At 63.2% G+C, this 23,616-nt stretch carries 18 protein-coding genes and 4 pseudogenes; 16 read left to right on the top strand and 6 right to left on the bottom strand.

The annotated features are described in order from the left end of the window. Nucleotides 1-487: 487 nt before the first annotated feature. Nucleotides 488-1,411, bottom strand: coding sequence for a hypothetical protein (locus MJ601_RS15340; RefSeq protein WP_348635586.1), 924 nt, complete (start codon nucleotides 1,409-1,411; stop codon nucleotides 488-490). A gap of 108 nt (nucleotides 1,412-1,519) precedes the next feature. After that, nucleotides 1,520-2,263: an SDR family oxidoreductase gene (locus tag MJ601_RS15335; protein ID WP_242127940.1), complete on the bottom strand. Its 744-nt coding sequence runs from the start codon at nucleotides 2,261-2,263 to the stop codon at nucleotides 1,520-1,522. A gap of 117 nt (nucleotides 2,264-2,380) precedes the next feature. Between MJ601_RS15335 and MJ601_RS15330 the strand changes: the two genes are divergently transcribed. After that, nucleotides 2,381-3,271, top strand: coding sequence for a LysR family transcriptional regulator (locus MJ601_RS15330; RefSeq protein WP_242127939.1), 891 nt, complete (start codon nucleotides 2,381-2,383; stop codon nucleotides 3,269-3,271). A 9-nt stretch (nucleotides 3,272-3,280) separates the two neighbouring features. Here MJ601_RS15330 and MJ601_RS15325 read toward each other — a convergent pair whose 3' ends face one another. Beyond that, entirely contained in the window at nucleotides 3,281-4,156 is an 876-nt protein-coding gene (locus MJ601_RS15325) for a LysR family transcriptional regulator (protein WP_242127937.1), read from the bottom strand. Between the two features lie 200 nt (nucleotides 4,157-4,356). On the opposite strand from MJ601_RS15325, the gene MJ601_RS15320 reads away from it, so the two are divergent. The 3 genes from MJ601_RS15320 to MJ601_RS15310 all read left to right on the top strand — a co-directional run bounded on the left by MJ601_RS15320 (nucleotide 4,357) and on the right by MJ601_RS15310 (nucleotide 7,724). Next, nucleotides 4,357-5,643, top strand: coding sequence for an amidohydrolase family protein (locus MJ601_RS15320; protein ID WP_242127935.1), 1,287 nt, complete (start codon nucleotides 4,357-4,359; stop codon nucleotides 5,641-5,643). Nucleotides 5,644-5,709: 66 nt separating this feature from the next. Continuing rightward, entirely contained in the window at nucleotides 5,710-6,903 is a 1,194-nt protein-coding gene (locus MJ601_RS15315) for an arabinose transporter (RefSeq protein WP_242127932.1), read from the top strand. A 53-nt stretch (nucleotides 6,904-6,956) separates the two neighbouring features. After that, nucleotides 6,957-7,724: an SDR family NAD(P)-dependent oxidoreductase gene (locus MJ601_RS15310; RefSeq protein ID WP_242127930.1), complete on the top strand. Its 768-nt coding sequence runs from the start codon at nucleotides 6,957-6,959 to the stop codon at nucleotides 7,722-7,724. Nucleotides 7,725-7,778: 54 nt separating this feature from the next. Here MJ601_RS15310 and MJ601_RS15305 read toward each other — a convergent pair whose 3' ends face one another. Together MJ601_RS15305 and MJ601_RS15300 are read right to left on the bottom strand one after the other, a co-directional pair. Continuing rightward, nucleotides 7,779-7,979: a LysR substrate-binding domain-containing protein gene (locus MJ601_RS15305; protein ID WP_242127928.1), complete on the bottom strand. Its 201-nt coding sequence runs from the start codon at nucleotides 7,977-7,979 to the stop codon at nucleotides 7,779-7,781. 392 nt (nucleotides 7,980-8,371) lie between these two features. Further along, on the bottom strand, nucleotides 8,372-9,259 hold the full coding sequence (locus MJ601_RS15300) for a helix-turn-helix domain-containing protein (protein WP_242127927.1): 888 nt from the start codon (nucleotides 9,257-9,259) through the stop codon (nucleotides 8,372-8,374). Between the two features lie 155 nt (nucleotides 9,260-9,414). On the opposite strand from MJ601_RS15300, the pseudogene MJ601_RS22110 reads away from it, so the two are divergent. The 11 genes and pseudogenes from MJ601_RS22110 to MJ601_RS15255 all read left to right on the top strand — a co-directional run. Beyond that, nucleotides 9,415-9,579 (top strand): annotated as a pseudogene (locus tag MJ601_RS22110) (hypothetical protein); the annotation flags it as partial. Nucleotides 9,580-9,582: 3 nt separating this feature from the next. Further along, the gene (locus MJ601_RS15295; RefSeq protein ID WP_242127926.1) at nucleotides 9,583-11,541 is read left to right on the top strand and encodes a molybdopterin-containing oxidoreductase family protein; all 1,959 of its coding nucleotides are present in this window, start codon (nucleotides 9,583-9,585) and stop codon (nucleotides 11,539-11,541) included. Between the two features lies 1 nt (nucleotide 11,542). Further along, on the top strand, nucleotides 11,543-11,848 hold the full coding sequence (locus tag MJ601_RS15290; RefSeq protein WP_242127925.1) for a ferredoxin family protein: 306 nt from the start codon (nucleotides 11,543-11,545) through the stop codon (nucleotides 11,846-11,848). Nucleotides 11,849-11,850: 2 nt separating this feature from the next. After that, on the top strand, nucleotides 11,851-13,173 hold the full coding sequence (locus MJ601_RS15285; RefSeq protein WP_242127924.1) for an FAD-dependent oxidoreductase: 1,323 nt from the start codon (nucleotides 11,851-11,853) through the stop codon (nucleotides 13,171-13,173). Between the two features lie 69 nt (nucleotides 13,174-13,242). Then, entirely contained in the window at nucleotides 13,243-15,492 is a 2,250-nt protein-coding gene (locus tag MJ601_RS15280; RefSeq protein WP_242127922.1) for a TonB-dependent receptor, read from the top strand. 54 nt (nucleotides 15,493-15,546) lie between these two features. Further along, nucleotides 15,547-16,734: pseudogene (locus MJ601_RS15275) on the top strand (AMP-binding protein); the annotation flags it as partial. 45 nt (nucleotides 16,735-16,779) lie between these two features. Continuing rightward, entirely contained in the window at nucleotides 16,780-17,238 is a 459-nt protein-coding gene (locus MJ601_RS22105) for an AMP-binding enzyme (protein ID WP_491572924.1), read from the top strand. Further along, nucleotides 17,235-18,665 carry an aldehyde dehydrogenase family protein gene (locus MJ601_RS15270; protein ID WP_242127917.1) on the top strand — a complete coding sequence of 477 codons (1,431 nt, stop codon included), beginning with the start codon at nucleotides 17,235-17,237 and terminating at the stop codon, nucleotides 18,663-18,665. Before MJ601_RS22105 ends, MJ601_RS15270 begins: the two co-directional genes overlap by 4 nt. An 88-nt stretch (nucleotides 18,666-18,753) precedes the next feature. Continuing rightward, on the top strand, nucleotides 18,754-20,400 hold the full coding sequence (locus MJ601_RS15265; RefSeq protein WP_242127915.1) for an AMP-binding protein: 1,647 nt from the start codon (nucleotides 18,754-18,756) through the stop codon (nucleotides 20,398-20,400). An 8-nt stretch (nucleotides 20,401-20,408) separates the two neighbouring features. Next, nucleotides 20,409-20,915, top strand: a pseudogene (locus MJ601_RS15260) (MoeA family protein); the annotation flags it as partial. 45 nt (nucleotides 20,916-20,960) lie between these two features. Then, entirely contained in the window at nucleotides 20,961-21,638 is a 678-nt protein-coding gene (locus tag MJ601_RS15255; protein ID WP_242128076.1) for a molybdopterin-binding protein, read from the top strand. Nucleotides 21,639-22,054: 416 nt separating this feature from the next. Here the strand turns inward: MJ601_RS15255 and MJ601_RS15250 are convergent. After that, nucleotides 22,055-22,504: pseudogene (locus tag MJ601_RS15250) on the bottom strand (tyrosine-type recombinase/integrase); the annotation flags it as partial. A gap of 530 nt (nucleotides 22,505-23,034) precedes the next feature. Between MJ601_RS15250 and MJ601_RS15245 the strand changes: the two are divergent. After that, a partial coding sequence (locus tag MJ601_RS15245; RefSeq protein ID WP_242127914.1) for a TonB-dependent receptor plug domain-containing protein occupies nucleotides 23,035-23,616 on the top strand: 582 nt, incomplete at its 3' end.

Genomic DNA, 23,616 nt, shown 5'->3' with positions numbered 1-23,616 from the left:
CGCCCGCCCAAACCGTGGAACAAGCCGCCTGCCGACATTTTGGATATGCGTGTATTCCTCCATCGAACACGACTATGATAATGACCGATCGCCTTCCAATAATCTTGGACGCTCTTTAATTCGGTCAGGAATATCCTGCGGGCAGCGTTTACATTGAAGCAGGCGTCATGTTGAAGAAAAATCCACACCTCAGCCTCCGATCGGTGAATCAGGACTGAAATTCGCGGCACCCACCAACTGTTGATCTGCAAGGGACCCTAATCATAGCTGCCGTCAGCGGTCCTGATCTTGGCTCCAATCCACCCTGCTTCCTGATCTCGAAGCCCCCAGAGCGTCTTTTCCAACCAGCCCTTTCCATTCGATGCAAGCCGAATACACCGTGCCACCTCGACATCCCCCGCAAGCTGCGTTGCCTTAGCGGGAGTTACATGCACGATTGACGCGCTCATGACGATCATGGCTATCGTCAGCATACCCCGAAGCCTGCTCATCGATCCTGTCCCCTCTTGTGATGATCCCCCTCATGATGGGTCGGCTCTGGCGTAGGCCGGTCACGCTCGATGAATGAACGCAAAAGCGCCTCCATCTGCTCGGTGACCGATCGCGCGCGACCCGCCAGTTTTTCGGGCAAACTCAACGCTTCCGCGCGCGACCTGGGATTTGTCGAACGCAAGCGTTCTCGCCTCTCCAGCCTCTGGATTTCCTGATCTATGCGCTGACGACGCAATTTCTCCCCATGACGCTCCATGACACTGCGCGGGCTGTCTCGATCAAGGCGACCAAGCCCTTCAAGAGACGATGTCTTTTCACCAGAGTTCCGCTTCAATTTCTCGGCCAGCCTATCCCTGTCTTCTGTCCAAAGCTTCACACCGAAGCGCGCTCGGGTAATCGCCGTATAAAAATTCTGACCATTGACGAGACTTGATCCCATCGGAGCCAAGACATAGACGCGCGCATAGGTCTTGGACTGGGACGAATACACCGTCTCGGCATAGCCATGGTCCCAAGTCTTGTGGATGGACAGATCAACGGTCTTGGTTCTGGCATCCCGATCCCACCTGATCGTCGCAATTGATTCATGGAGCTTTTCGACCGTGCCCCGCTCTGCATTTTTCAGATCAAGTTCCTTGTTGGCCAGTCGCCACTGAACACGATCCCCTGTCGCCAGATCGCGTTCGCCCTGCTCGAATACATTGACCTGCCGAGGTCGCGTCGAACGTGGATCCCACCGGATAATCCGTCCCTGCTCATCGGCAAGGCGAACGATTTGCCGGCCGCTCTCATTGCGGCCAAGTCCTGCCAGGCGATATTCCGCGTCCCGGGCAATGCCCATCTCGGCAATGTCACGCCCAAATTTCACGACCTGCCCACCTGAATAAAAACGCGCGAACCGCTTCTCTTCATCGGTCATCCCCGCCGGCGACAAAATCCGGACACGACTCTCCTCGATGGCGATGCCCCCCTCCTTCTGGAGCGCTTCCCAGGGCGGACGCCCTGGACGGAGGGGTAGAGGAGGTGGTCAGATGATCCCGCCATTGGAGCGAAGGATCTGGCCGTTGATCCAGCCGCCGTCGGGACCGGCGAGGAAGGCGACCGCATTGGCGATGTCTTCCGGCTGGCCGAGACGCTCCAGTGGTGCGAGCTTCGTGAGGGCGTCGATCGCCGCCTGTGGCTTGCCGTCCAGGAACAGGGCGGTTGCAGTCGGCCCCGGTGCGATGGCGTTGACCGTGATGTTGCGGCCGCGCAGCTCCTTGGCGAGGACGTGGGTCATGGCTTCCACGCCTGCCTTGGTGGCAGCATAGACACCGTATGTCGGCTGATAGAGGCCGACGACGCTCGAAGAGAGGTTGATGATCCGCCCGCCCTCGCGCAGCCGGGTGGCGGCGAGCTTCATCGTGTTGCGCGGGCCCTTGAGGTTGATGGCGATCTGGCTGTCGAACAGCGCGTCGTCACCGTCCGCCAGCGTCGCCAGCTTCATGATGCCCGCATTGTTGACGAGCACGTCGACGCCACCGAATGCCGCTTCCGCTGCATCCCACATCCGCGCGACCGCCTGCGCGTCGCCGACGTCGGCCTGCGCGGTCAGGGCGCGGCCGCCGCTTGCTTCGATAGCGGTCGCCAGCGCCTCCGCGTCGGCGGCGCTGCCGGCATAGTTGATGACGATCGTGAAACCGTCCTTGGCCAGCCGCTTGGCGATTTCGGCGCCGATTCCACGAGATGCGCCCGTCACGAGAGCGACTTTGGGGTCCGTCCGATTGGTCATTGTCTGTCTCCTTCTCGACGCCGTTGTGGCGACGAGGCGGATATGCAGGCTGGCCGATCGAAGATAATCAGCCTATACTCGTCGTAATTGTTCGCAATTTTCGAATAATGGGGCGTCATGGACAGGCTGGATGCCATGCGATTGTTTGCGCGGGTCGTGGAGCGGCGCAGTTTCACCGAGGCGGCGCACGACCTGAACGTGCCACGTTCCACGGCTACGACCGTCATCAAGGCAATGGAAGACCGGCTGGGCGTGCGCCTGCTTCAGCGCACGACCCGGACCGTCCGGCCGACACTCGATGGCGAAGCCTGGTATCGCCGCTGTCTCGCGATCCTGGACGATATCGAGGATGCCGAGGGCGCGTTCGGCGGCGCAGAGCCCAAGGGCATGTTGCGGGTCGAGGTCCAGGGGACGCTTGCGCGGCATTTCCTAATGCCGGGCCTGCCGGATTTCTTCGCGCTCTATCCCGGGATCGAACTGTCGATGAGCGAGCGCGACCGGTGGGTCGATCTCGTGCAGGAAGGCGTCGATTGCGCCCTGCGCTATGGCGCCTTGCCGGACAGCGATCTTGCCGCGCGGCAGCTGGCGATGCTGGAGCGCGTGACCTGCGCGACGCCCGCCTATCTCGACCGGTTCGGCACGCCGGAGCGATTGGAAGAACTCGCGCAGCACCGGCTTGTCGGCATCAGGCGGCTGAGCAGCGGCGCATTGACGCCGGTCGAATTTCAGGTCGGCGGCGCTCTGCGGAAAGTCGAGATGGCGGCACCCTTTTCCGTCACCGGGCCGGAGAGCTACTTGCTCGGCGTCCAGCTCGGCCTCGGCCTCGCGCAGTTACCGCGCTTCCATGTCGAAGCCGATCTGGCCAGCGGTGCCCTGGTCGAGTTGCTCAAGGACATGCCACCACCCTCGGAACCCGTCTCGATCCTCTATCCACGCAGCCGGCAGCTCTCGCCGCGCGTGCGCGCCTTCATCGACTGGGCGGCGGCGCAGTTTGTGCGGCTCGCGTGACTGCCGACATCAGAGCGCCCGGACGATCTCTTCGCAGTAGTCGATGAAGGCGCGGACCTTCGCGGGCGGATGCTTGCGCGAGGGATGGAAGGCGAAGAGCGGAAAGCGCTCGCCATGCCAGTCGGGGAAGATGTCGATCAGCCGGCCGTCGTCCAGCATCGCGCCGACACCCCAGCCGATGACCTGCGCGACCCCCGTGCCGGCCAGGCATTCCTCGAGCAGGGACTTGGGATCGGTGAAGGTGAGCGGGCCGCGGGTCTCCACCTCGATGCTCTCTCCGTCGCGGATGAACTCCCAGTCGAAGGGACGTCCCGTATAGGGATCGAGGAACTGCAGGCAGCGATGTGCAGCGAGATCGTCGGGGTGCGCCGGCCTGCCGTGGCGTTCCAGATAGGCCGGCGCCGCCACGGTCAGGATCGGCGCTTCGATCAACTTGCGCGCGACGAGCGAGGCGCGGCGGGGCTGCCCGAAGCGGATGGCGACATCGATGCCCTCGGCAACCAGATCTCCGACATGCTCGCTCGTGATGAACTCGATCGTCAGCTCGGGATAGCGCTCGCAAAACAGGTTCAGCCGCCCGGCCAGCACCAACGGCAGGAAGAAGGGATCGATATCGACCCGGAGCCGTCCGCGCACGGCGGATGCCGCGCCCGATGCCATCGCGGCCGCGTCCTCCATGGCTACAAGATGCGGCTTCACCTCTTCGTAGAACCGCCGCCCCTCATCGGTGAGCGTGACCGACCGCGTGGTGCGATCGAGCAGCCGCACCCCAAGCCGCGCTTCCAGTCGGCCTACGGCACGACTGACACCGGAATCGGTGATGCCGATCAACTCGGCGGCTTTGACGAAGCTGCCGCCTTCGACGACTGCCGCCAGCACGCTCACGCCGGAAAGTATGCGTCCATCGAAGGGCATAAAACCTTGGCCTGATTTTTGATCAGGAATGATCTGACATCTTCGCACTTAATTCAAGGGTCGCTCGGCGCGATATCGGCGGCGAGGCGAAAGCCCCTAAACGAAGAAAGGATCGGATCATGAGCAAGCAAAATCCGCGCACGCTCTTCAAGGGTGGCACGATCATCTCGATGGACAGCAATGTTCCCGATTTTCCGGCCGGCGACGTGCTGGTCGAATGCGACCGGATCGTCGCGGTCGCGCCGGCCATCCAGGCCGACGACGCATGGATCATCGACGCCACGGGCAGCATCGTCATGCCTGGGCTGGTCGACGCGCATCATCATATGTGGCTGGGCCTCATGCGCCGGATGATGCCGGACGTGGACGACCTGTTCGCTTATATCGACGTCGTCGCCGAGACGCTGGGGACCCACTACCGTCCGCTCGACATGTTCACGAGCACGAAGCTCAGCGCGCTCGCCTCGCTCGATGCGGGCATCACGACTGTCATCGATGCCTGTCACAGCTCGCGCAGTCCGGCGCACACCGATGCCGCGCTCGACGCGCTCGAGGACAGCGGCATCCGCGCACTGCACATGGTCGGCGCGGCGATGGACAAGCAGGCCTCATCCACTCACTTGCCGGGGGATCTGCGCCGTCTCGCCGGCAACTGGAATCGCGGGGACAGCCTCGTGCGCGTCGGCTTGTTCGGCCAGCTCAACCTCGACTGGTGGAAGGTGGCGAGGGAGCTGGACATGCGGATCCTCACCGAATTCATCGGTGACCTTGCCCGGCTTGGTCCGGAGTTCGATGGCCAGCTCGGCCCCCACAACATCTTCAATCACTGCACGCGAGTGCCGGAAGAAACCTGGGAGCGGCTGGCCGACGCCGGCATCAACGTGACCGTCAACCCGCGCTCGGACGCGCTGTTCGGCTTCGACGACGAGGGCTTTGCCTGGCAGAAGGCGGTCGATCATGGGCTGACGCCGGCGCTCGGCATCGATCTCGACACCGCTTTCGGCAGCGACCTGTTCGGCGAGATGCACGCGCTGTTCGGCCAGCAGCGCTCGGCCATGCGCTATCGCCGGTTCCGCGGCGAAACGGATGTGCCTGACCCTATCTCGGTCTACGCGGTGCTGCGGGCGGCCACCGTCAACGGTGCTCGCGCCGCCGGTCTGGAAAGCGAGATCGGCTCACTCACGCCCGGCAAGCAGGCCGACATCGTCATGATCCGCACCGACGACATTGCCGTCTTCCCGGTCGGCAATGCGATCGGCACCGTTGTACAAGCGGTCGAGCGCGCCAATGTCGACACGGTGATGGTCGCTGGCACGATCCGCAAGCGCAGCGGCAAGCTGGTCTATGTCGATCCGGCAAAGCTGGCCGCCGAAGCAGATGCGTCCCGCCAATATCTGCTCGAGGCGAGCGGATATCGGCCCGAACTCTTCGCTGCGAGGATCAAGGCCGCGGCCTGATCCATGAAGAGCGCCGTCCGACTGCCGGGCGGCGCTCCCCTCAACCCGTTTTGCATGGAGGCCGTCATGCCGGCACTCGCCATCGATCGCGCGCGTCCGGGCGCGGACCAGCATCTTTCCCATCCCGCGCCGGGCATCATAGCAGCGCTCTTCTGCGGCTATCTGGCGGCCGGAATGCCATTGCCGGTGCTGCCGCTGTTCATCCACGACCGGCTCGGGTTCAGCAGCCTGATCGTCGGTCTCGTCATCGGCATCCAGTTTCTCGCGACCGTGCTGACGCGCGGCTATACCGGCCGCATCACCGATCAGCATAGCGGCAAGCGCTCGGCCCTGCAGGGCGCGGCCCTGAGCGCGCTGGCTGGCCTGCTCTATTTCGTCGCGGCAGCGCCCGGATTATCTCCGGCGGTCGCGCTTGCCGTGCTCATCGTCGGCCGGTCGGCGGCGGGGCTTGGCGAGAGCCAGCTCGTCACCGGATTTGTCTCCTGGTCGGTCGCGTCGGTCGGGCCGCAGCGCGCGGGCATTTCGATGTCGTGGACCGGCATTGCGATGTTCGCCGCGCTTGCCATCGGGGCGCCGATCGGGCTGGCGCTTTACCGAGCCTATGGGCTCGAGATGGCGATGGTCGCTTGTATCGCAGCGCCCCTGCTGTCGGCGGCGATAGCGCTGCGCGAGCAGCCCTGGAAGAGCCCCGGGGGAGCAGGGTTGCCCTTCCATCGGGTGGTCGGCCAGATCTGGCGCGAAGGGCTGGGACTGATGCTGCAAGGCGTGGGTCTCGCGGGGCTCACCGCCTTCGCCTCGCTCTATTTCGCTGCGCGGCACTGGCACAATGCCGGACTGGTGATGACCGCTTTCGGCAGCGGTTTCATCTTCGTGCGTCTCGTGCTGGGCAATCTGCCCGATCGGATGAGCGGCTATCGCGTCGCGCTCTGGTCGCTGCTGATCGAGGCCGCCGGTCAGGCGATGCTGTGGGCTGCGCTGCACGAGGCTGTCGGACTGACAGGCGCATTCGTCACCGGGCTCGGTTGCGCGCTCATCTATCCGGCGCTCGGCGTTGAAGCTCTAAAGCGCGTGCCGCCGGCCAATCGCGGCAGTGCGCTCGGCGCCTTCGCGGCGTTCCTCGACATTGCCTACGGCATCTCGGGGCCGGTCGCGGGTGCGATCGCCGGGCAACTTGGCTATGCGGCGGTCTATCTCTTCGGCGCCGTCAGCGCGCTGATCGGCGCTGCACTTGTTCTTGCTGCCCGCAACGCCCAGGCCTGAACCCAATATGGAGTTGGCGCCGTTCGTCGACATACTGTTTCAGGGAGACCACCATGTCCCGCATCTTCATTTCAGGATCATCCATGGGCCTTGGCCTCATGGCCGCCCAACTGCTCAGCGAACAAGGACATGCCGTTGTTCTGCATGCCCGCGACGCCACTCGTGCTAATGACGCGCGCCGCGCGCTGCCTTCCGCCGAAGCCATCGTGACCGGCGACCTCGACACCATCGCTGCCACGAAGGATGTGGCCGCGCAGGTCAATGCGCTCGGCCGGTTTGACGCCGTGATCCACAATGCCGCGGTCGGCTATCGCGAGGCGCGTCGCATCACGGCAGACGGCCTGCCGCACGTCTTCGCGATCAACACATTGTCGGCCTATATCCTGACCGCGCTGATCGAGCGGCCGCAGCGCCTCGTCTATCTGAGCTCGGGCATGCATCATCACGCCGACGCCAATCTGGATGATATCCTGTGGCGCGGGCGCCGCTGGAACGGCTCGGAAGCCTATGCCGAAAGCAAGCTGCACGACGCGATGCTGGCCTTCGCCATCGCGCGTCGCTGGCCGGGCGCCTTCTCGAACGCGCTCGAGCCCGGCTGGGTGCCGACCAAGATGGGTGGCCCCGGCGCGCCCGACGACATGGATCAGGCGCACCGCACGCAGGTCTGGCTCGCGGCGGGCGACGACCCCGCGGCCGACGTTACCGGCGGCTATTTCTATCATGAGAAGCGAATGGCTCCGAATCCACAGGCGCTGGAGCCAGCGCTTCAGGACCGCCTTCTTGCCATCTGCGCCGAACTCTCCGGCGTGCCGCTTCTTTAAACGTGGCGGCCCGTCAGGTCTCTGGGCGGGCCTGACGGGCAGTCTTCCAAGTCTTCACATAATCGACGAAGGCCCGGAACGCGGCTGACGGAGCCGCTGGCGCGGATGATAGAGCGCCTCGCTGTCATAGGGCGGTGTCCAGTCGGCCAGCACCCGCACCAGCGCACGGCCATCGAGGAACGGCTGGGCTTCACGCCGCTCGACATAGGCGATGCCCATGCCGGCGGCGGCGGCCTTCGCCAACATTGCCGACATAGCCGACATTCGACCACTCGAACTGGCTCCCTAAAACCTGCCCTTTGTTCATCAGGCTGTCGCCACATAGCGATCGACCTACCTTGGGACAAACCCGTTCCCGGCAGACCTCGGACGTCCAAGACCGCCGCCGCCCCGTACGCGGCGAACTCATCTTCGAATTGCGCCGCACCCTATCGGACGTCATGTGCTTTCCGACAGGGAGAAACTGTCGCACAGCTAGCGACCACTTTTCGCCGTTCCGGCGCGGAAGTGGCGATCCTGCGGGTAGTCACTCACCTCGATGGGAGGCCTCCGCCTTGCAAATCGGCCACGGATTCGTCAGCCTTACTCCTCCACGCGCCTAACGTATGACGTTCCTAACAACCTTCAAAAGCGTGCCAATCGACATATCAAAAGCCAATTTTTCTGAACTGCCCGGGCGAGCAGCCAGTCGCCTTGCGGAAAGCGCGGCTGAAATTCGCGGGTGATCCGAAGCCGGTTTCCAGCGCGATCTCCGTGAAGGACAGGCGCCCCAGCGCCAGCTTTTCCTTCGCCACCGCGATGCGCCGCTCGGTGACATAACGATGTGGCGTGAGGCCGGTCGTCTGGCGGAACAGGCGCGCGAAATGAAATGGACTCATGCAGGCCTGCGCCGCCAGATCTTCCAGTGTCAATTCTGTTGCGAGGCCATGTTCGATGAAATCCAGCACTCGTCTCAGCCGATGCCCGTCCAGTGCGTTGGGACTTTTGAAGATAGCCGGCTGCCAGTTTTCCGCCGAATAGCATTGCATCAGTCTGGCGGCGAGCGTCGTACGCAGCCCGTCAACCAGCAGCCGGTCCGACACATCCGGCCCCTGGTCGAGCAGTTTGCGAAAAGACAGGGCGACTTCCACCAGCAGCGGGTCCGACAGCCCGCCAGCATAACCCAGCCTGGCCTTCGCCGGATCGATCCCGTAATTTTCCAGCGCGGACTGTTCGAGCAGAGTCGGGGGCAGGAAGATATGGACGCATTCCTCCATCGGCGCCGACAACTCTATGTCGGTTTCATAGACGCCCGCGGGACAGATCCATGACGTGCCCGCCCGCCCGAACGCGGTCTGGATTTCACCATCGCCGGTCCTTCGCACATTGAGTTGACCGGCCAGCAGCACCGCAACCTCGGTGCAATCCAGATGGACGTCGGTCAAGACCCCATGTTCATGCCGCCAGCATTCTACGCGCAGGGCGTTCCAATCGGCGGAATCCCTCAGCCGGTGTCCCGTGGAATATTTGACGTCGCCGTGGCTGTTCACCTGCATGGCACAAGAGCCTCCACCGCTATCAAGCGACAAATTCCCTTTGGCGACAACCTCTCATCTCGAAGTTAGCAGGAAATGTAAAACATAGCGCAAGGGCTGGCAAGAACGGCAGCCCATCCTCTGGCAGCATTCAGGAGTCGGAGGAAAATGCTGCCATGGGAATGGAAGAAAAGATTATCGGGGCCTGCCCCCAGGATTGCCCTGATACATGCTCCATGATCATCACCAAATCGGATGGCATCGTTACAGGAGTTCGTGGCAATCCCGATCACCCTTTTACTCGCGGTCGTCTTTGCGCGAAAGTCAATAATTATCAGGACCGGGTGAACAGCACCGATCGAATATTATACCCCCTGCGCAGAACGGGCCTGAAAGGCACCGCCGCCTTCGAACGAATCGGCTGGGATGAAGCGCTGGACGAGATCGCGTCGCGTTGGAAAGCCATCATCGGCACCCATGGGGCGAAGGCGATCCTGCCCTACAGCTATCTGGGCACGCAGGGCATATTGAACGGCCTGACGGTCGGCGACGCCTTCTTCAACAAGCTGGGCGCGACCATATCGGAACGGACCTTCTGCGATTCCGGCGCCTGCACCGCCTATACGATGACGATCGGCCACAGCGCTGGCGTCGATCCCGAAAGCTTCGTCCATTCGCGCTACATCCTGCTCTGGGCGTGCAACACGCTGACAACCAATTCGCATCACTGGCCGTTCATCGAGGAAGCCCGCAAGCGCGGCGCGAAAGTCGTGGTGATCGATCCCTATCGTTCGCGCACCGCGCGACAGGCCGACCTACACGTGCCGATCCGCCCCGGCACGGACGGCGCGCTGGCGCTGGGCATCATCCACATCCTGTTTCGCGACGGGTTGGTGGACACGGATTATGTCGCGCAACATACAGTCGGTGCGGATGAACTGGCCGAACGGGCGCAGGATTATCCGCCGGAACGGGTCGCCGCGATCACCGGCCTGTCCGTCGACCTCATCGCCGAACTGGCGCATGGCCTTTCCGAAAGCCAGCCATCCGTCATCCGCATCGGCGTCGCCATCGAACGGCAGAGCGGCGGCGGTCAGGCGGTCAGGGCGATCGCCTGCATCCCGGCGCTGGTGGGGAGTTGGCGGCGGCCGGGCGGCGGGCTGCTGCAACTCCCGCTCTGGGCGTTTCCCGTCAACTGGGGCACATTTCTGCGCCCGGACTTTATCGAACCGGAACCGCGTGTCCTCAACCAGTGGAAGCTGGGCGCGGCGCTCACGGGCGAGATGGCGCTCGATCCCCCGATCCAGTCGCTGATGGTCTACAACGCCAATCCCATGGTCATGTCGCCGGAACAGGCGCGCATCGCCGAGGGACTGCTGCGCGAGGATCTGTTCACGGTCGTCAGCGAGCAGTTCATGACCGACACGGCGCGCTATGCCGACATCGTGCTGCCCGCGACGACGCAGGTCGAACAGGAGGACATCATGTTCTCCTGGGGACATATGTATCTCTCCTACAATAACCGCGCGATCGACCCGATCGGCGAGGCGGTGCCGAACACCGAACTGTTCCGGCGACTGGCGAAGACGATGGGGTTCGAAGATCCCAGCTTCTACCGCAGCGATGCGGAACAGATCGCCGACGCCATGCTATGGGACGCCCCGCAGATGCAGGGCATCACCCTCGAACGGCTGAAGCGGGAAGGATATGCCCGCCTCAACCTGCCGTCGGCCGACGAATATGCCCCCCATGCCAACGGCCATTTCGCGACGCCTTCGGGGAAATGCGAATTCTATTCATCCATGGCGGCGGACGGCAACTTCGTGCTGGGCCTGTTCCGGCAAGGGTATGACGGCCAGCAGTCGGGGGAGCCGATCGATCCCCTGCCGCACTACATCCCGCCGCAGGAATCTGCGGAGAGCAATCCCGATCTCGCGGCGCGCTATCCGCTCAACCTGATCACGCCCAAAAGCCATGCTTTCCTGAGCTCCACCTACGGCAATCTGCCGCATCAACGGCGTCAGGCAGGCGATCAGTCGGTCACGCTGCATCCCGACGATGCCGCCCGTTTCGGCATAGCGGCGTCGGACCGCGTGAAGATATGGAATGATCGCGGAGCGTTCGAGGCGGTCGCGCAGATTTCGCCCGACATCCGCCAAGGGGTGATCGTGGCCCCGGTCGGCTACTGGCCCAGCCTGAACGGCGGACAGGCGACCGTCCACGCCATCACTTCGTCCCGCTACGCCGATCTCGGCAAGGCCCCGACCTTTTCGGACAATCTCGTCGCCGTGGAGCGCTGCTGAAATGGCCTATGTCGTCACCGATAACTGCGTCGACTGCCGCTTTACCAAATGCGTGGAAGTCTGCCCGGTCCAGTGCTTCCATGTCGACGAGCGCATGGTCTATATCGATCCCGACGGTTGCATCGACTGCGCCGGATGCGTGCCCGAATGCCCGGTCGGCGCGATCGACGACGAATATAATCTGCCGGACGACAAGCGCGCCTGGATCGAGATCAACCGCGACAGGGCAGCAGTGCTGCCGCGCCTGACCGGCGGCATGGAACCGTTGCCGGGCGCGCAGCAGCGCAAGGCGGAACTGGGCCTGTGACCATGGCGACACGACCCTTTCGTGTCGCCGTGGTCGGCGCGGGGCCGGCCGGCTTCTATGCCGCCGAAGCGCTGCTGCGCGCGCCCGAGCAGGTTGCCGTCGACCTCTACGACCGCCTGCCCACGCCCTATGGGCTGGTGCGCTACGGCGTGGCGCCCGACCACGCCAAGCTCAAGCAGGTCACCGCCACCTTCCAGACGATCGCGGACTTGCCCGGCTTCCGCTTCTTCGGCAATGTCGCGGTCGGGTCCGACATCGGCATCGCCGACCTGAAGCGCCATTACCATGCCGTCGTCATCGCCTGCGGCGCGGAGCGCGACCAGCCGCTCGGCATCCCCGGCGCGGGGCTGGCAGGCGTCCATGGCGGGATGGCGTTCGTGGGCTGGTATAACGGACATCCCGACCGGGCGGATCTGGCTCCCGACCTGTCCGGCAGGACGGCGCTGGTGATCGGCATCGGCAATGTCGCTCTGGATGTCGCGCGCATCCTGTCCAAGCCAGTCGACCTCCTGGCGTCCACCGACATCGCCGACCATGCGCTGGAGGCGCTGACGCGCTCACGGATCGAGCGGGTCGTCGTCGCGGCGCGCGGCGGCCCCGCGCAGGCGCGATGCACCGAGAAGGAACTGCGCGAGTTCGGCTCGCTTCCCGGATGCGCCGTGACCGCCGATACGGGCCATCATGGGGTGGCGCCCGCGACCGGCGTGCCTGCGCTGTTCAACGCATTTCCCTCGCAGGATGGCGATCATGCGCCGCGCCGGTGCCATTTCGCATTCGGCCTCCAGCCCCAGGCGATATTGGGCGAAGGCAAGGTGCGGGGCGTCCGCTTCGCATCGCGGCCGATCCGCGACGGGATCGCCGTGAACGACCCGCAGGCCAACCGCGTCGTCGATGTGGAGGCGGATATCGTCATCGCCTGCATCGGCAACCGCGCGACAATCGTGCCCGGCATGGAGCAGGATGAGGGCGACCGCATCGTCGCGAACGAAGGCGGCCGGGTGCGGTCGGGCCGTGGCGTCGATCTCGGCCTCTATGTGGCGGGCTGGATCAAGCGCGGGGCGAGCGGAACGATTGGCACCAACCGGGCCTGCGCGGTCGAAACCATCGCCGCCCTGCGCGCCGACCTTGCCGCGCTGCCCGATCCGGAACTGCCGGTCGATGCGCTGGAGGGCGAATTCCGCCTCAAATCCTTGAATGTCATCTCTTTCGACCAATGGAAAATAATCGACCAACAAGAAATCGAAAAAGGTCGTTCGTCAGGAAGAACAAGAGTGAAGATCGTTCCCAAGGAATCAATCTTGAGAACAATCTATTTCAATAGATGAAAGGGGTAGGTCATGGGAAATATAAGAGGAAATCATCTCCATATAGGTTGCGCTTTCGTGGCGTTGACTTTGACTTTTCCTGGAATCGCACTGGCGCAAGGGCCGGATCCCGCGAAACAGGATGGCGCACTAGAAGAGATCGTCGTCACCGCGCAGAAACGGAAGGAAAACCTTCAGGATACGCCCATCGCCGTCACGGCTTTCAACGCCGCCGCGCTCGCCAACAAGAATGTCGAGGATATTTCAGGCATTGCCGAGTTCACGCCCAATCTTCAGTTCGATTCCACGGCACCGCTCAGCGGCTCCTCCTCCGCGGCGATCGTGTTCATCCGCGGCGTCGGCAAATCGGGTTATCAGGTGACGGACGATCCGGGGGTCGGCACCTATATCGACGGCGTCTATGTATCGAGTTCGATCGGCGGTGTGCTCGACGTGCTCGACATCGAACGGATCGAGGTGCTACGCGGGCCGCAGGGTACGCTGTTCGGCCGCAATACGATCGGCGGCGCGATCAACATCACGACCCAGCGGCCGTCCGACAAGGCCAACGGCGCACTGGAGGCGACCTATGGCAATTATGACCGCATGGAAATCCGCGGGTCGATCGACCAGCCGCTGTCCGACACGCTCCGCACCAAACTGACCTTCGGCTACAAGCGGGCGGACGGTTGGGACAAGCTGCTGGCCGCAGACTATCCACCGCCCGCGCATGATAACCGGACAGGCCGAACGCCGGGCGATGTCAATCGCGGATCGGCGCGGCTGGCGGTGGAATATGAGCCTTCGGACAAGCTGAACTTCTACGTGACAGCCGACATCTCGCGTATTCGCGAAGCTACGGTCGCCTCCACGGCCTTGGCCGTTCCGCTCGACGGCACGCTGACCGCCGCCTATAACGCGGTCGATGCGCCCGTCATCAACGTGCCCGGCTATGGCACCGGGGTTCTCTATGACAGCCGCTGGGTCGTGGCGCCGAACAACAAGCGGGGCACTTTCCAGACCGGGCCGAACGGCACCAACCTCAATGTCACGGGCCTTGCGGGGACGGCAGAATGGAAGCTGGCGGACGATCTGACCTTCAAGTCGATCACCGCCTTCCGCCGGGTGACGGGCAGCTTCAACCGCGACGCCGACAATTCGCCCTTGCAGATCGCCGACTGTTTCAGCGACTTCAAGCAGAAGCAATTCTCGCAGGAGGGCCAGATATTGGGGTCGGGCTTCGACAAGAAGCTGGAATATGTCGCGGGCGCCTATTATTTCAAGGAGAGCGCGGTCGACGATTATCGCTGCGCGCTGCCGCCTTCGATCGGCACGGTCATCCTGAAATCCGACGCGGACAATTCAAGCTATGCCTTTTTCGGTCAGGCGACCTACGCACTGCTGGACAGCCTGAAACTGACGGCGGGCATCCGCTACACGCATGACAAGAAATCGCTGCTGCCCGATTTTATCTATGATCCCGCTGCGGGGGGCGCATTCGCCGGGGTTCGCACCGTACCCTATGGCCGGGTGACGAACACATTCTCGAACGTCTCGCCCCGCTTCAGTCTGGACTATAAGCTGTCGCCCGCAGCGCTTCTTTATGCCTCCTATTCCCGGGGGTATAAGGGCGGCGGGTTCAATGCCAGAACCGTGGCGCCGCGACCGGATGTACTGGCGTTCACTCCTGAAAAACTGGCGACGTTCGAGGTGGGGACGAAGCTGGAACTGCTCGACCGGCGAGTCCGCCTGAACGTGGCGGCCTTCACGACCAAATATCAGGACATCCAGATCACGGTCATCGAGGATTTCGCCCCCGGCACCCAGAATGGCGGCGACGCGCGGATCAAGGGGTTCGAGGCAGAGCTTACGGCGCGGCCGGTCGAGGCGCTGACGCTCAATGCCACGCTGGCGCACCTCACCACCCGCTACACCAAGCTTCTTCCGCTTTCGTCGCTGGTCCGCCCGGAGTTCCAGGTGCGGCCGACGAACAAGCTGTCCAACTCCCCGGAATGGACGGCCAGCGCCGGGTTCGACTATCGCATCCCCGCCGCGGGGATCGACGGCGATGTCGTGCTGCGGGGCGACTGGTCCTATACCAGCAAGGTCTACAATGACGACATCAACTCGGTCTGGCTGACCCAGGCGGGCTACAGCATCTTCAATGCGCAGATCGCCTATGAAAACAGCGACGGTAACTGGGATCTGGTCGTCTGGGGCAAGAACCTGAGCGACAAGCAATATATCTTCAGCGGCGACGCGAACGCCGCCGCAGGTTTCGTGCAGGGCAATTACAGTGCGCCTCGCACCTATGGCATCACCTTCCGGCGCCGCTTCTGACAGCAATGAGAACCGGGGCGAGGAAGCCGTTCGCCCCGGCTCACCACAGACAAGATGCGATCCATGACCGTAAGCTATGCGTCCGGCCCCTCCGATCATCCACTGCTGTACCAGACCATCGGCGATGCTTTCGATGAGGTGGCGCGGCGCCACGGGGACCGCGAAGCGATCGTGGCGCTGCATCAGGGCGAGCGGCTGACCTTCCGGCAATTGTCGGCAAAGGTCAATGCGTTCGCCAGCGGTTTGCTGCAACTCGGGCTGGAACCGGGCGACCGGATCGGCATCTGGTCGCCCAACAGGCTTGAATGGGTCATCGCCCAGATCGCGAGCGCCAAGGCGGGATTGATTCTGGTCAACATCAATCCCGCCTATCGCGCCGAGGAACTCGAATATTGCCTGAACAAGGTCGAATGCAGCGCCCTGGTGCTGGCATCCGATTTCCGCGGCCATGACTATCTGGCCACGATGAACGAACTGGGCTTCAGCCCGCATGCCGATACGCCGGGCAATGTGTGCGTCGGGCGGGTGCCCAGCCTGGAATGGCTGATCGTCATGGCCGACGCGCCGCCGCACGGCTATCTTGCCTTTTCCGACATAGCGGCCATGGCGACCACGGAAAGCGATGCCGTGCTGGCGGCCCTCGTCCATCGGCTCCAGCCGGAAGACCCGATCAACATCCAGTTCACCTGCGGGACGACCGGCATTCCCAAGGGGGCGATCCTGTCGCACCACAATATCCTCAACAACGCCTTTTTTTCGGGGCGGCGGATGCAGCTCACGCCAGTCGACCGACTGTGCATCCCCGTGCTGCTCTATCATTGTTTTGGCATGGTGCTGGGCGTGCTGACCTGCGTCACGCATGGTGCATGCATGGTGTTGCCTGGCGAAGCCTTCGACGCGGGGCAGGTGCTTGCCGCCATTGAACGGGAACGCTGCACCGCGCTGCACGGCGTACCGACTATGTTCATCGCGCAGCTCGCGCATCCCGATTTCGCCAGGCACGACCTGTCGTCGCTGCGCACGGGCATCATGTCCGGAGCGCCCTGCCCGGTCGAGGTCATGACCAGGGTGGTGGAAGCCATGCACATGCGCGAGATCACGATCGGCTATGGCATGACGGAGGTCAGCCCGCTCAGTTTCCAGACGCTTCCGGCCGACAGCCTTGCCCATCGCGTGGCGACGGTGGGACGCGTGCACGATCATGTCGAAGCGAAGATCGTCGGTCCCGACGGCCGCACGGTGCCGGTCGGCGAGCCGGGCGAAATCCTGTTCCGGGGCTATAGCGTGATGAGCGGCTATTGGGGCGACGAGGACTTGTCCGCCGAAGTCCTCGGTGGCGGAGGATGGATACGGTCCGGCGATCTGGCGACCATGGACCAGGACGGCTATGTCCGCGTTACCGGACGGGCGAAGGACATCATCATCCGGGGCGGCGAGAAGATATTCCCCGGCGAGATCGAGGCGTTGCTGCGCACACATCCCGACATTGACGAGGCGCATATATTCGGCGTCCCCCATCCCCATTATGGCGAGGAGGTCTGCGTGTGGCTGCGTACCGGCAACGCGCGTCTCACGGCATCCGACGTGCAGGATCATTGCCGCGGGCGGATCGCCTACTTCAAGATTCCGGCCATTGTCCATTTCGTGTCGGACTTTCCGATGACGAGCACCGGGAAAATCCAAAAATCCGCCATGAGGCAGGCCGTCATGGCGCGGAACACCGCTTTGGGAAGGGAGATGCCATGATGAGCCACGCCGGGGAAAACTGGGAACGGCGCCTGTTGATCGACGGCGAACTGGTCGAAGGCGCGATGCAGTTGCCGGTGATCGATCCGGCGACGGGAGAGCCCTTCCTGTCGGTCGCCCGCGCTTCGCCCGCACAGGCCGAGGGTGCGATCGCCGCCGCGCGCAGCGCCTGGCCGGCATGGGCCGCCCGCCCGCATGAGGAACGGCAAGCCTGTCTGGTTCAACTCGCGGACGCCATCGCCGCCCATGCGGACGAACTCGCCCGCGCCCTGACACGGGAACAGGGCAAGCCGTTCGCCGAAGCGCAGGGGGAAATCGCGTGGGCGGAGGGCTATGTTCGCCATTATGCGACGCTGGACCTGCCCGGCCGCACTATCCGCGACGATGCGGAAGGACTGGCGATGGTGCGCTATCGCCCGCTGGGCGTGGTGGCGGGCATCGTCGCATGGAACTTCCCGGTGCTGCTCGCCTGCTGGAAGATCGCGCCCGCCGTCCTGGCGGGCAACAGCGTCATCCTGAAACCCGCGCCGACCACGCCGCTGACGGCGCTGATGATCGGCGCGCTGTGCCGCGACATCTTCCCGGCGGGCATCGTCAACATACTGGTCGATGACAATGACCTTGGCCCAGTGCTGACCACGCATCCCGACATCGCGAAGATCAGCTTCACCGGATCGACGGCGACGGGGCGAAGGATCATGGCGGGCGCGGCGGGCACGCTCAAGCGCCTGACGCTGGAATTAGGCGGCAACGATCCCGCGATCGTCCTGGACGATGTCGATGTGTCCTCCGTGGCGCGGCAGATTTTCGCTTTCGCCTTTATCAATTGCGGTCAGGTCTGCCTGGCGATCAAGCGGGTCTATGTCGATGCCGCGATCCATGACGCTCTGTGCGGGGAATTGACGCAGCTGGCGCGGGAGGCGGTGGTCGGCGAAGGGATGGAGCAGGGAACGACGATCGGCCCGATCCAGAACCGGGCGCAGTTCGAGAAGATCAGGGCTTTCGTAGAACAGGCAAGGATGGACGGCACCATATTGGCGGGTGGCGACGTGCTGGAGCGCAGCGGCTATTTCATCACCCCGGCGATCGTGCGTGACGTGACGGACGGCGACCAGATCGTCGATGAGGAACAGTTCGGGCCAATCCTGCCCATCGTCCGCTTCGACGACATCGATGCCGTGGTCGACCGGGTAAATGCGTCGCCGCAGGGACTGGGCGGATCGATCTGGTCCGCCAGCACCGAGCGGGCGCTCGCCATCGCCGACCGCATCGAGACCGGGACGATCTGGGTGAACCAGCATCTTGCCATCGGGCCGCATATCCCGATGGCCGGTTTCCGCCAGTCGGGCATCGGCGTCGAACAGGCGGAAGAGGGGTTGAAGGAATTCATGCAGATCCAGGCGTTGAACGTCGCCCGCCAGCCCTGATCGCACTATCTTCGATGCGCAGAGGCAGCGGAAGCACCAGGACATGGTCCCGCCGGGAGCGGACGACATATAAGGACGAACGGGTTTGATGACGAGCGACACGGCTTCACCGGAAGTCTCCTATAGCGAGACTGCCGCCAGTTTTACCATTACGGAGGAGGAAGCACGGCTTTTGGGCGGTCTGTCCGGCGGGATCAACGCCTGCGTGGAATGCTGCGACCGATATGCCGATGGCGACAATCTGGCCCTCATCACGATCGCGGCGGACGGCACGCGGCAGGACCATGGCTTCGCCCGACTGCGCGACCTGTCGGCGCAGGTAGCGAACATGCTGGTGGCGCACGGGGTCAAGCCCGGCGATGTCGTGGCTGGCCTGCTGCCGCGAAGGGCCGAACTGGTCGCCACCATCCTGGGCGTCTGGCGGGCGGGAGCGGCCTATCAGCCGCTGTTCACCGCCTTCGGCCCCAAGGCGATCGAACATCGGCTGGGCATCGGCAAGGCCGTGCTGGTCGTCACGGACAGCGCCAATCGCACGAAGCTGACCGGCATCGCGCAATGCCCGCCGGTCGCGACCATCCGCCTGCCCGATGAACCACTGATCTCCGGCGATATCGACTTCGGCACCGAAGTGGCGGAGATGCGCGCCGATTTCGCGCCCGTGATGCGCACGGGCGACGATCTCTTCCTGATGATGTCGACGTCCGGTTCGACCGGCCTGCCCAAGGGTGTGGGCGTGCCGCTCAAAGCCCTGCTCGCCATTGGCGCCTATATGCGCTGGGCGATAGACCTGCGGGCGGAGGACCGTTTCTGGAACATCGCCGATCCAGGCTGGGCCTATGGCCTCTATTACGGGATCACGGGGCCATTGCTGCTGGGCCGGGCGACCATTCTGTATGAAGGCGCCTTCTCCGCCGAGGCTGCCTATGATCTCATCGCCGACCTCGGTGTCACCAGCCTTGCCGGATCGCCCACCGCCTATCGCCTGCTGATGGCCGAAGGCGGCGCGGCGGCCGCGAAGGTCAGAGGCAGGTTGCGCGTGGTCAGCAGCGCGGGCGAACCGCTGAACCCCGAAGTCATCCGCTGGTTCGACGACCATCTCGCGGTGGCGGTGCACGATCATTACGGCCAGACCGAAACCGGCATGGTCGTGAACAACCATCACGGCCTCTCTCACGCGGTTCGTATCGGTTCGGCCGGGTTCGCGATGCCCGGCTACCGGGTGGCGGTGCTGGATGAGGAGGGCGTCGAACGGCGCGCGAACGAGCCGGGCGAGCTGGCCATCGACATCGCCCGATCGCCGCTGCTCTGGTTCGACGGCTATTGGCAGCAAGCCACGCCCGCCATCAGGGGCGGCTATTATCGCACAGGCGACACAGTGGAATGGGAGGTGGACGGCAGCATCAGCTTCATCGGCCGCGCCGACGATGTCATCACCTCATCTGGCTATCGCATCGGCCCGTTCGACGTCGAAAGCGCGTTGATCGAGCATCCCGCCGTCATGGAGGCCGCCGTCGTCGGCGTGCCAGACCCCGAACGCACCGAGTTGGTCAAGGCGTTCGTCGTGCTGAACCGGGATTATTCAGGGTCGGACGCGCTCATCGAGGAACTGAAGACTTTTGTCCGAAAGCGGCTTGCCGCCCATGCCTATCCCCGGATCGTTGAATTTACCCAAAGCCTGCCCAAGACACCCAGCGGTAAAATACAGCGCTTCATGCTACGGGAGAAGGGACGATAGGCGGCAAAGTGTCCAAGGGTCACCGCGTTGGCTTTGAGGAGGCGCTTGCTATCATCCGCCTTCACGCGTTCCAGTTACCTCATATGACTGTTCCGCTCGACCAGGCTTTGGGAGGCATCGTCGCGGCGGATGTCAAAGCGCAGGCCGACCATCCGTTGTTCGATATGTCGGCGATGGACGGCTACGCGTTCGCCGCCGAAAGCACCCGTAACGCATCTCGCGATCACCCGGTGCGGCTGACCGTAGACGGAACCTCCTTCGCCGGCCACCTGCCGGATGGGACCGCAGGTGGCGTATAGCGCATCACGACCGGCGCGGCAATTCCCGAAAGCTGCGACACTGTGCTGCCGCTGGAGCGGACCTCGCTCCTTTCGTGCGGCGGTGTCGACCATATTGTCGTCGAGCAGCCAGTCGCGCCGGACCTGAACATCCGACATCAAGGTGAGGATGCCCGGAATGGCGAAATGATCTTCCGCGCCGGAAGACGGATCGATGCCGCGGCGATTGGGGCGCTGGCTTGCTATGGCATCAAAACGATCACCATCACAGCGACGCCGCAAATGGTAATCATCCCGACCGGCGACGAACTGATCGCAGCACCCGTGCCGCGCCGCGGCCAGATCATCCATGACGGCAACGGCCCGATGATCGCCGCCCAGGCGCGGGAGGCCGGAATAGAAGCGTGCCTTGCCCGACCTGTCGGAGATGACGCCGACGCCATGCTTGCGGCCATTCGCGCGGCGATCGACCATCGGCCGTCGCTCATCGTCTCCACCGGAGGCGTTTCGGTCGGGCAACGCGACTGCGTCGTACAGGCACTGAACGCACTTGGGGCGAAGATCCATTTTCATGGCGTCCTGATGCGGCCAGGCAAGCCCATCCTGTTCGCGACGCTGCCGGGCGGTATCCTGTATTTCGGGCTGCCCGGCAATCCTGTTTCCGCCTATCTGGGTTTCCGCCTCTTCGTTTTTGCGGCTTTGCGGGCCATGCAGGGGATGGGGCCGGAAGCCGGCATGACCTTCGCCACCGAATACTCCAGGAGACCGGGCATCACGCTGTTTTTGCGGTGCAAGGTGACTTGGAATTCCGATGGGTGTCATGTCCACATCCTCGGACATCAGCAATCGCACAGAATGCGCCCGTTGGTCGAAGCCAATTTCTGGCTGGTGCTGCCCCCGGCGCAGGAGGGTGAATTCACACCCGCGCTTTTCCGTTTGTCGCCTACGATATCTTCGTAAACCTAGCGTCCTGAGACCAGTACTTGTCACGGTCAGCCTTGGCAAGGTGGCGAACTGCTCTATCGGCGAGGGGCGTTCAATTATTCGATGCCTCGGTTTCTTGCTTGCTCAAGACCATTTGGGCCTGATCACAAATGCTCAGCCAAACTGACGCTGGTTAACTGGTTCGACCTGGGCCGACATCCCATAGATGTACGAAAATCAGGCGAGAGCCGTTATGTCAGCTTCCACAACATCCGGTCGTTCATGCGTAACACCGCAACGGCGTAAGTTGGCTCGGGAGCTGCCATCACTGACTTGTTCGGCCGCCGCGAACATAGCTGCCGTTCGGACGGCCTTGGCGGCGGCTCCCAAGCTGCCCTTCGTTCATCATGAGGATTACCGACCTCTGAGGACATCAAAGGTCGGTAAAAGTGTCAGATTTCGGTCCGCTCGGATAGTGTCAGGGCATCGTCCACATCGACCCCGAGGTACCGGACCGTATTCTCGATGTCGGTATGGCCGAGGAGGATCTGCACTGCGCGGAGGTTGCCCGTTGCCTTGTAGATCAGCGCTGCCTTGGTCCATCGCATCGAGTGTGTGCCATAGTCTCGTCTGTCGAGGCCGATCGTCGACACCCATTCGTCGACGAGGCGCGCATATTGCCGTGTGCTCAAGTAACCGAGGTAATCGATCCTGCTTGGGAATACGAAGTCGTGGATCGTCCCGCCGCGCCGATCAAGCCACGCCTTGAGACTCGTTCGTACCTCGGACATAATCTCGAATTGTACGGGACGGCCAGTCTTTTGCTGGATGACAGTGGCGCGATCACGAAACGAACCAGCGCTCATCAGGTCCCCTATCCTGATCTTGACCAAATCACAGCCACATGCCAAGCGGGACATGCCTGCCTGGTAATGCCCTCATGTCCGGGACTCCCGTTCCTGACACAGCCGCCGACTAAGGGGTTGTTCCAATGTGAAAATCGGCTCGGCGATAGCTGTCACATAGGTCCATGAGTTTATGGGGTTCTGATTTTCAGACCGCAATGTCTGCGGTTGGTCCAACGCAGCGCGACCGCGAGCGGATCAGCCTTTCCCTGGCTTACTGCTTCTTGGAACGTGCGACCCATCTGTTGCGCGATGATCTTCAGCGCTCGGTCTTGCTGACCTTTGCGCATTGGATCGGAACGGAAGGGCCGTCAATCGCGTGTCCAATGGAGGTCATCGAACCTTCGGCTGTTGCTGACATAACAGCAAGGCCCTGCTTGGTTGTGCAATTTCAACCAGTGCCTCTAAGTGGTGCATTAAATATCATTTAAAAACAAATATTTAATAAAATGGCACAGCATTTGCGACGGCTTCCCCGTCCGATCCGCGCGCAACGCGGACTTGTTCAACAAAATGGGGGAACCTCCTTGTCCAAAACTGTCCATTCGTCCCGGGCCCGCCGCCGCATATTGGGGCCCAGCGCCTTCGCCCTGCTGGCAGCGGGACAGATACCGGCCGCTCTTGCTAGCAACAACGCCGCCCCTGCAGCATCAGCCGATAGTGCCGTCCCGGCCGATGCGGCGGACGCCGATTCCGGGGCGGGCATCGTCGTCACCGCGCAGCGCCGCGAAGAGCGTCTGCAGGATGTGCCCGTCGCCGTCACCGCCTTGGACAAGGACCTCTTCTCGATAGGAGGCCTCGGCCGCTCGGCGAACGAAGTGCTGAACTATGTCCCCAATGCATCGGCGGGCACGCAGCAGCATGGCCGCCCGCGCTGGTGGATTCGCGGCGTGGGGGCGGGGCAGCAACAGCTCGACCTTGCCAATCCGGTGGGCTTCTATCTCGATGATGTCTATATCAGCAACTCCAGCGCCACCGGCTTGCCGTTATTCGATCTGGAGCGTGTGGAAGTGCTGCGCGGGCCACAGGGTACGCTCTGGGGCAAGAACACGACCGGAGGTGCGATCAACGTCATTTCCAAGCGCCCCTCGCTCAATGGTCCGGACGAC

Origin of the sequence: Sphingobium trunci, assembly GCF_022664535.1 — a bacterium.
GTDB lineage: Bacteria > Pseudomonadota > Alphaproteobacteria > Sphingomonadales > Sphingomonadaceae > Sphingobium.
This window is presented reverse-complemented; position numbering and strand designations above follow the sequence as displayed.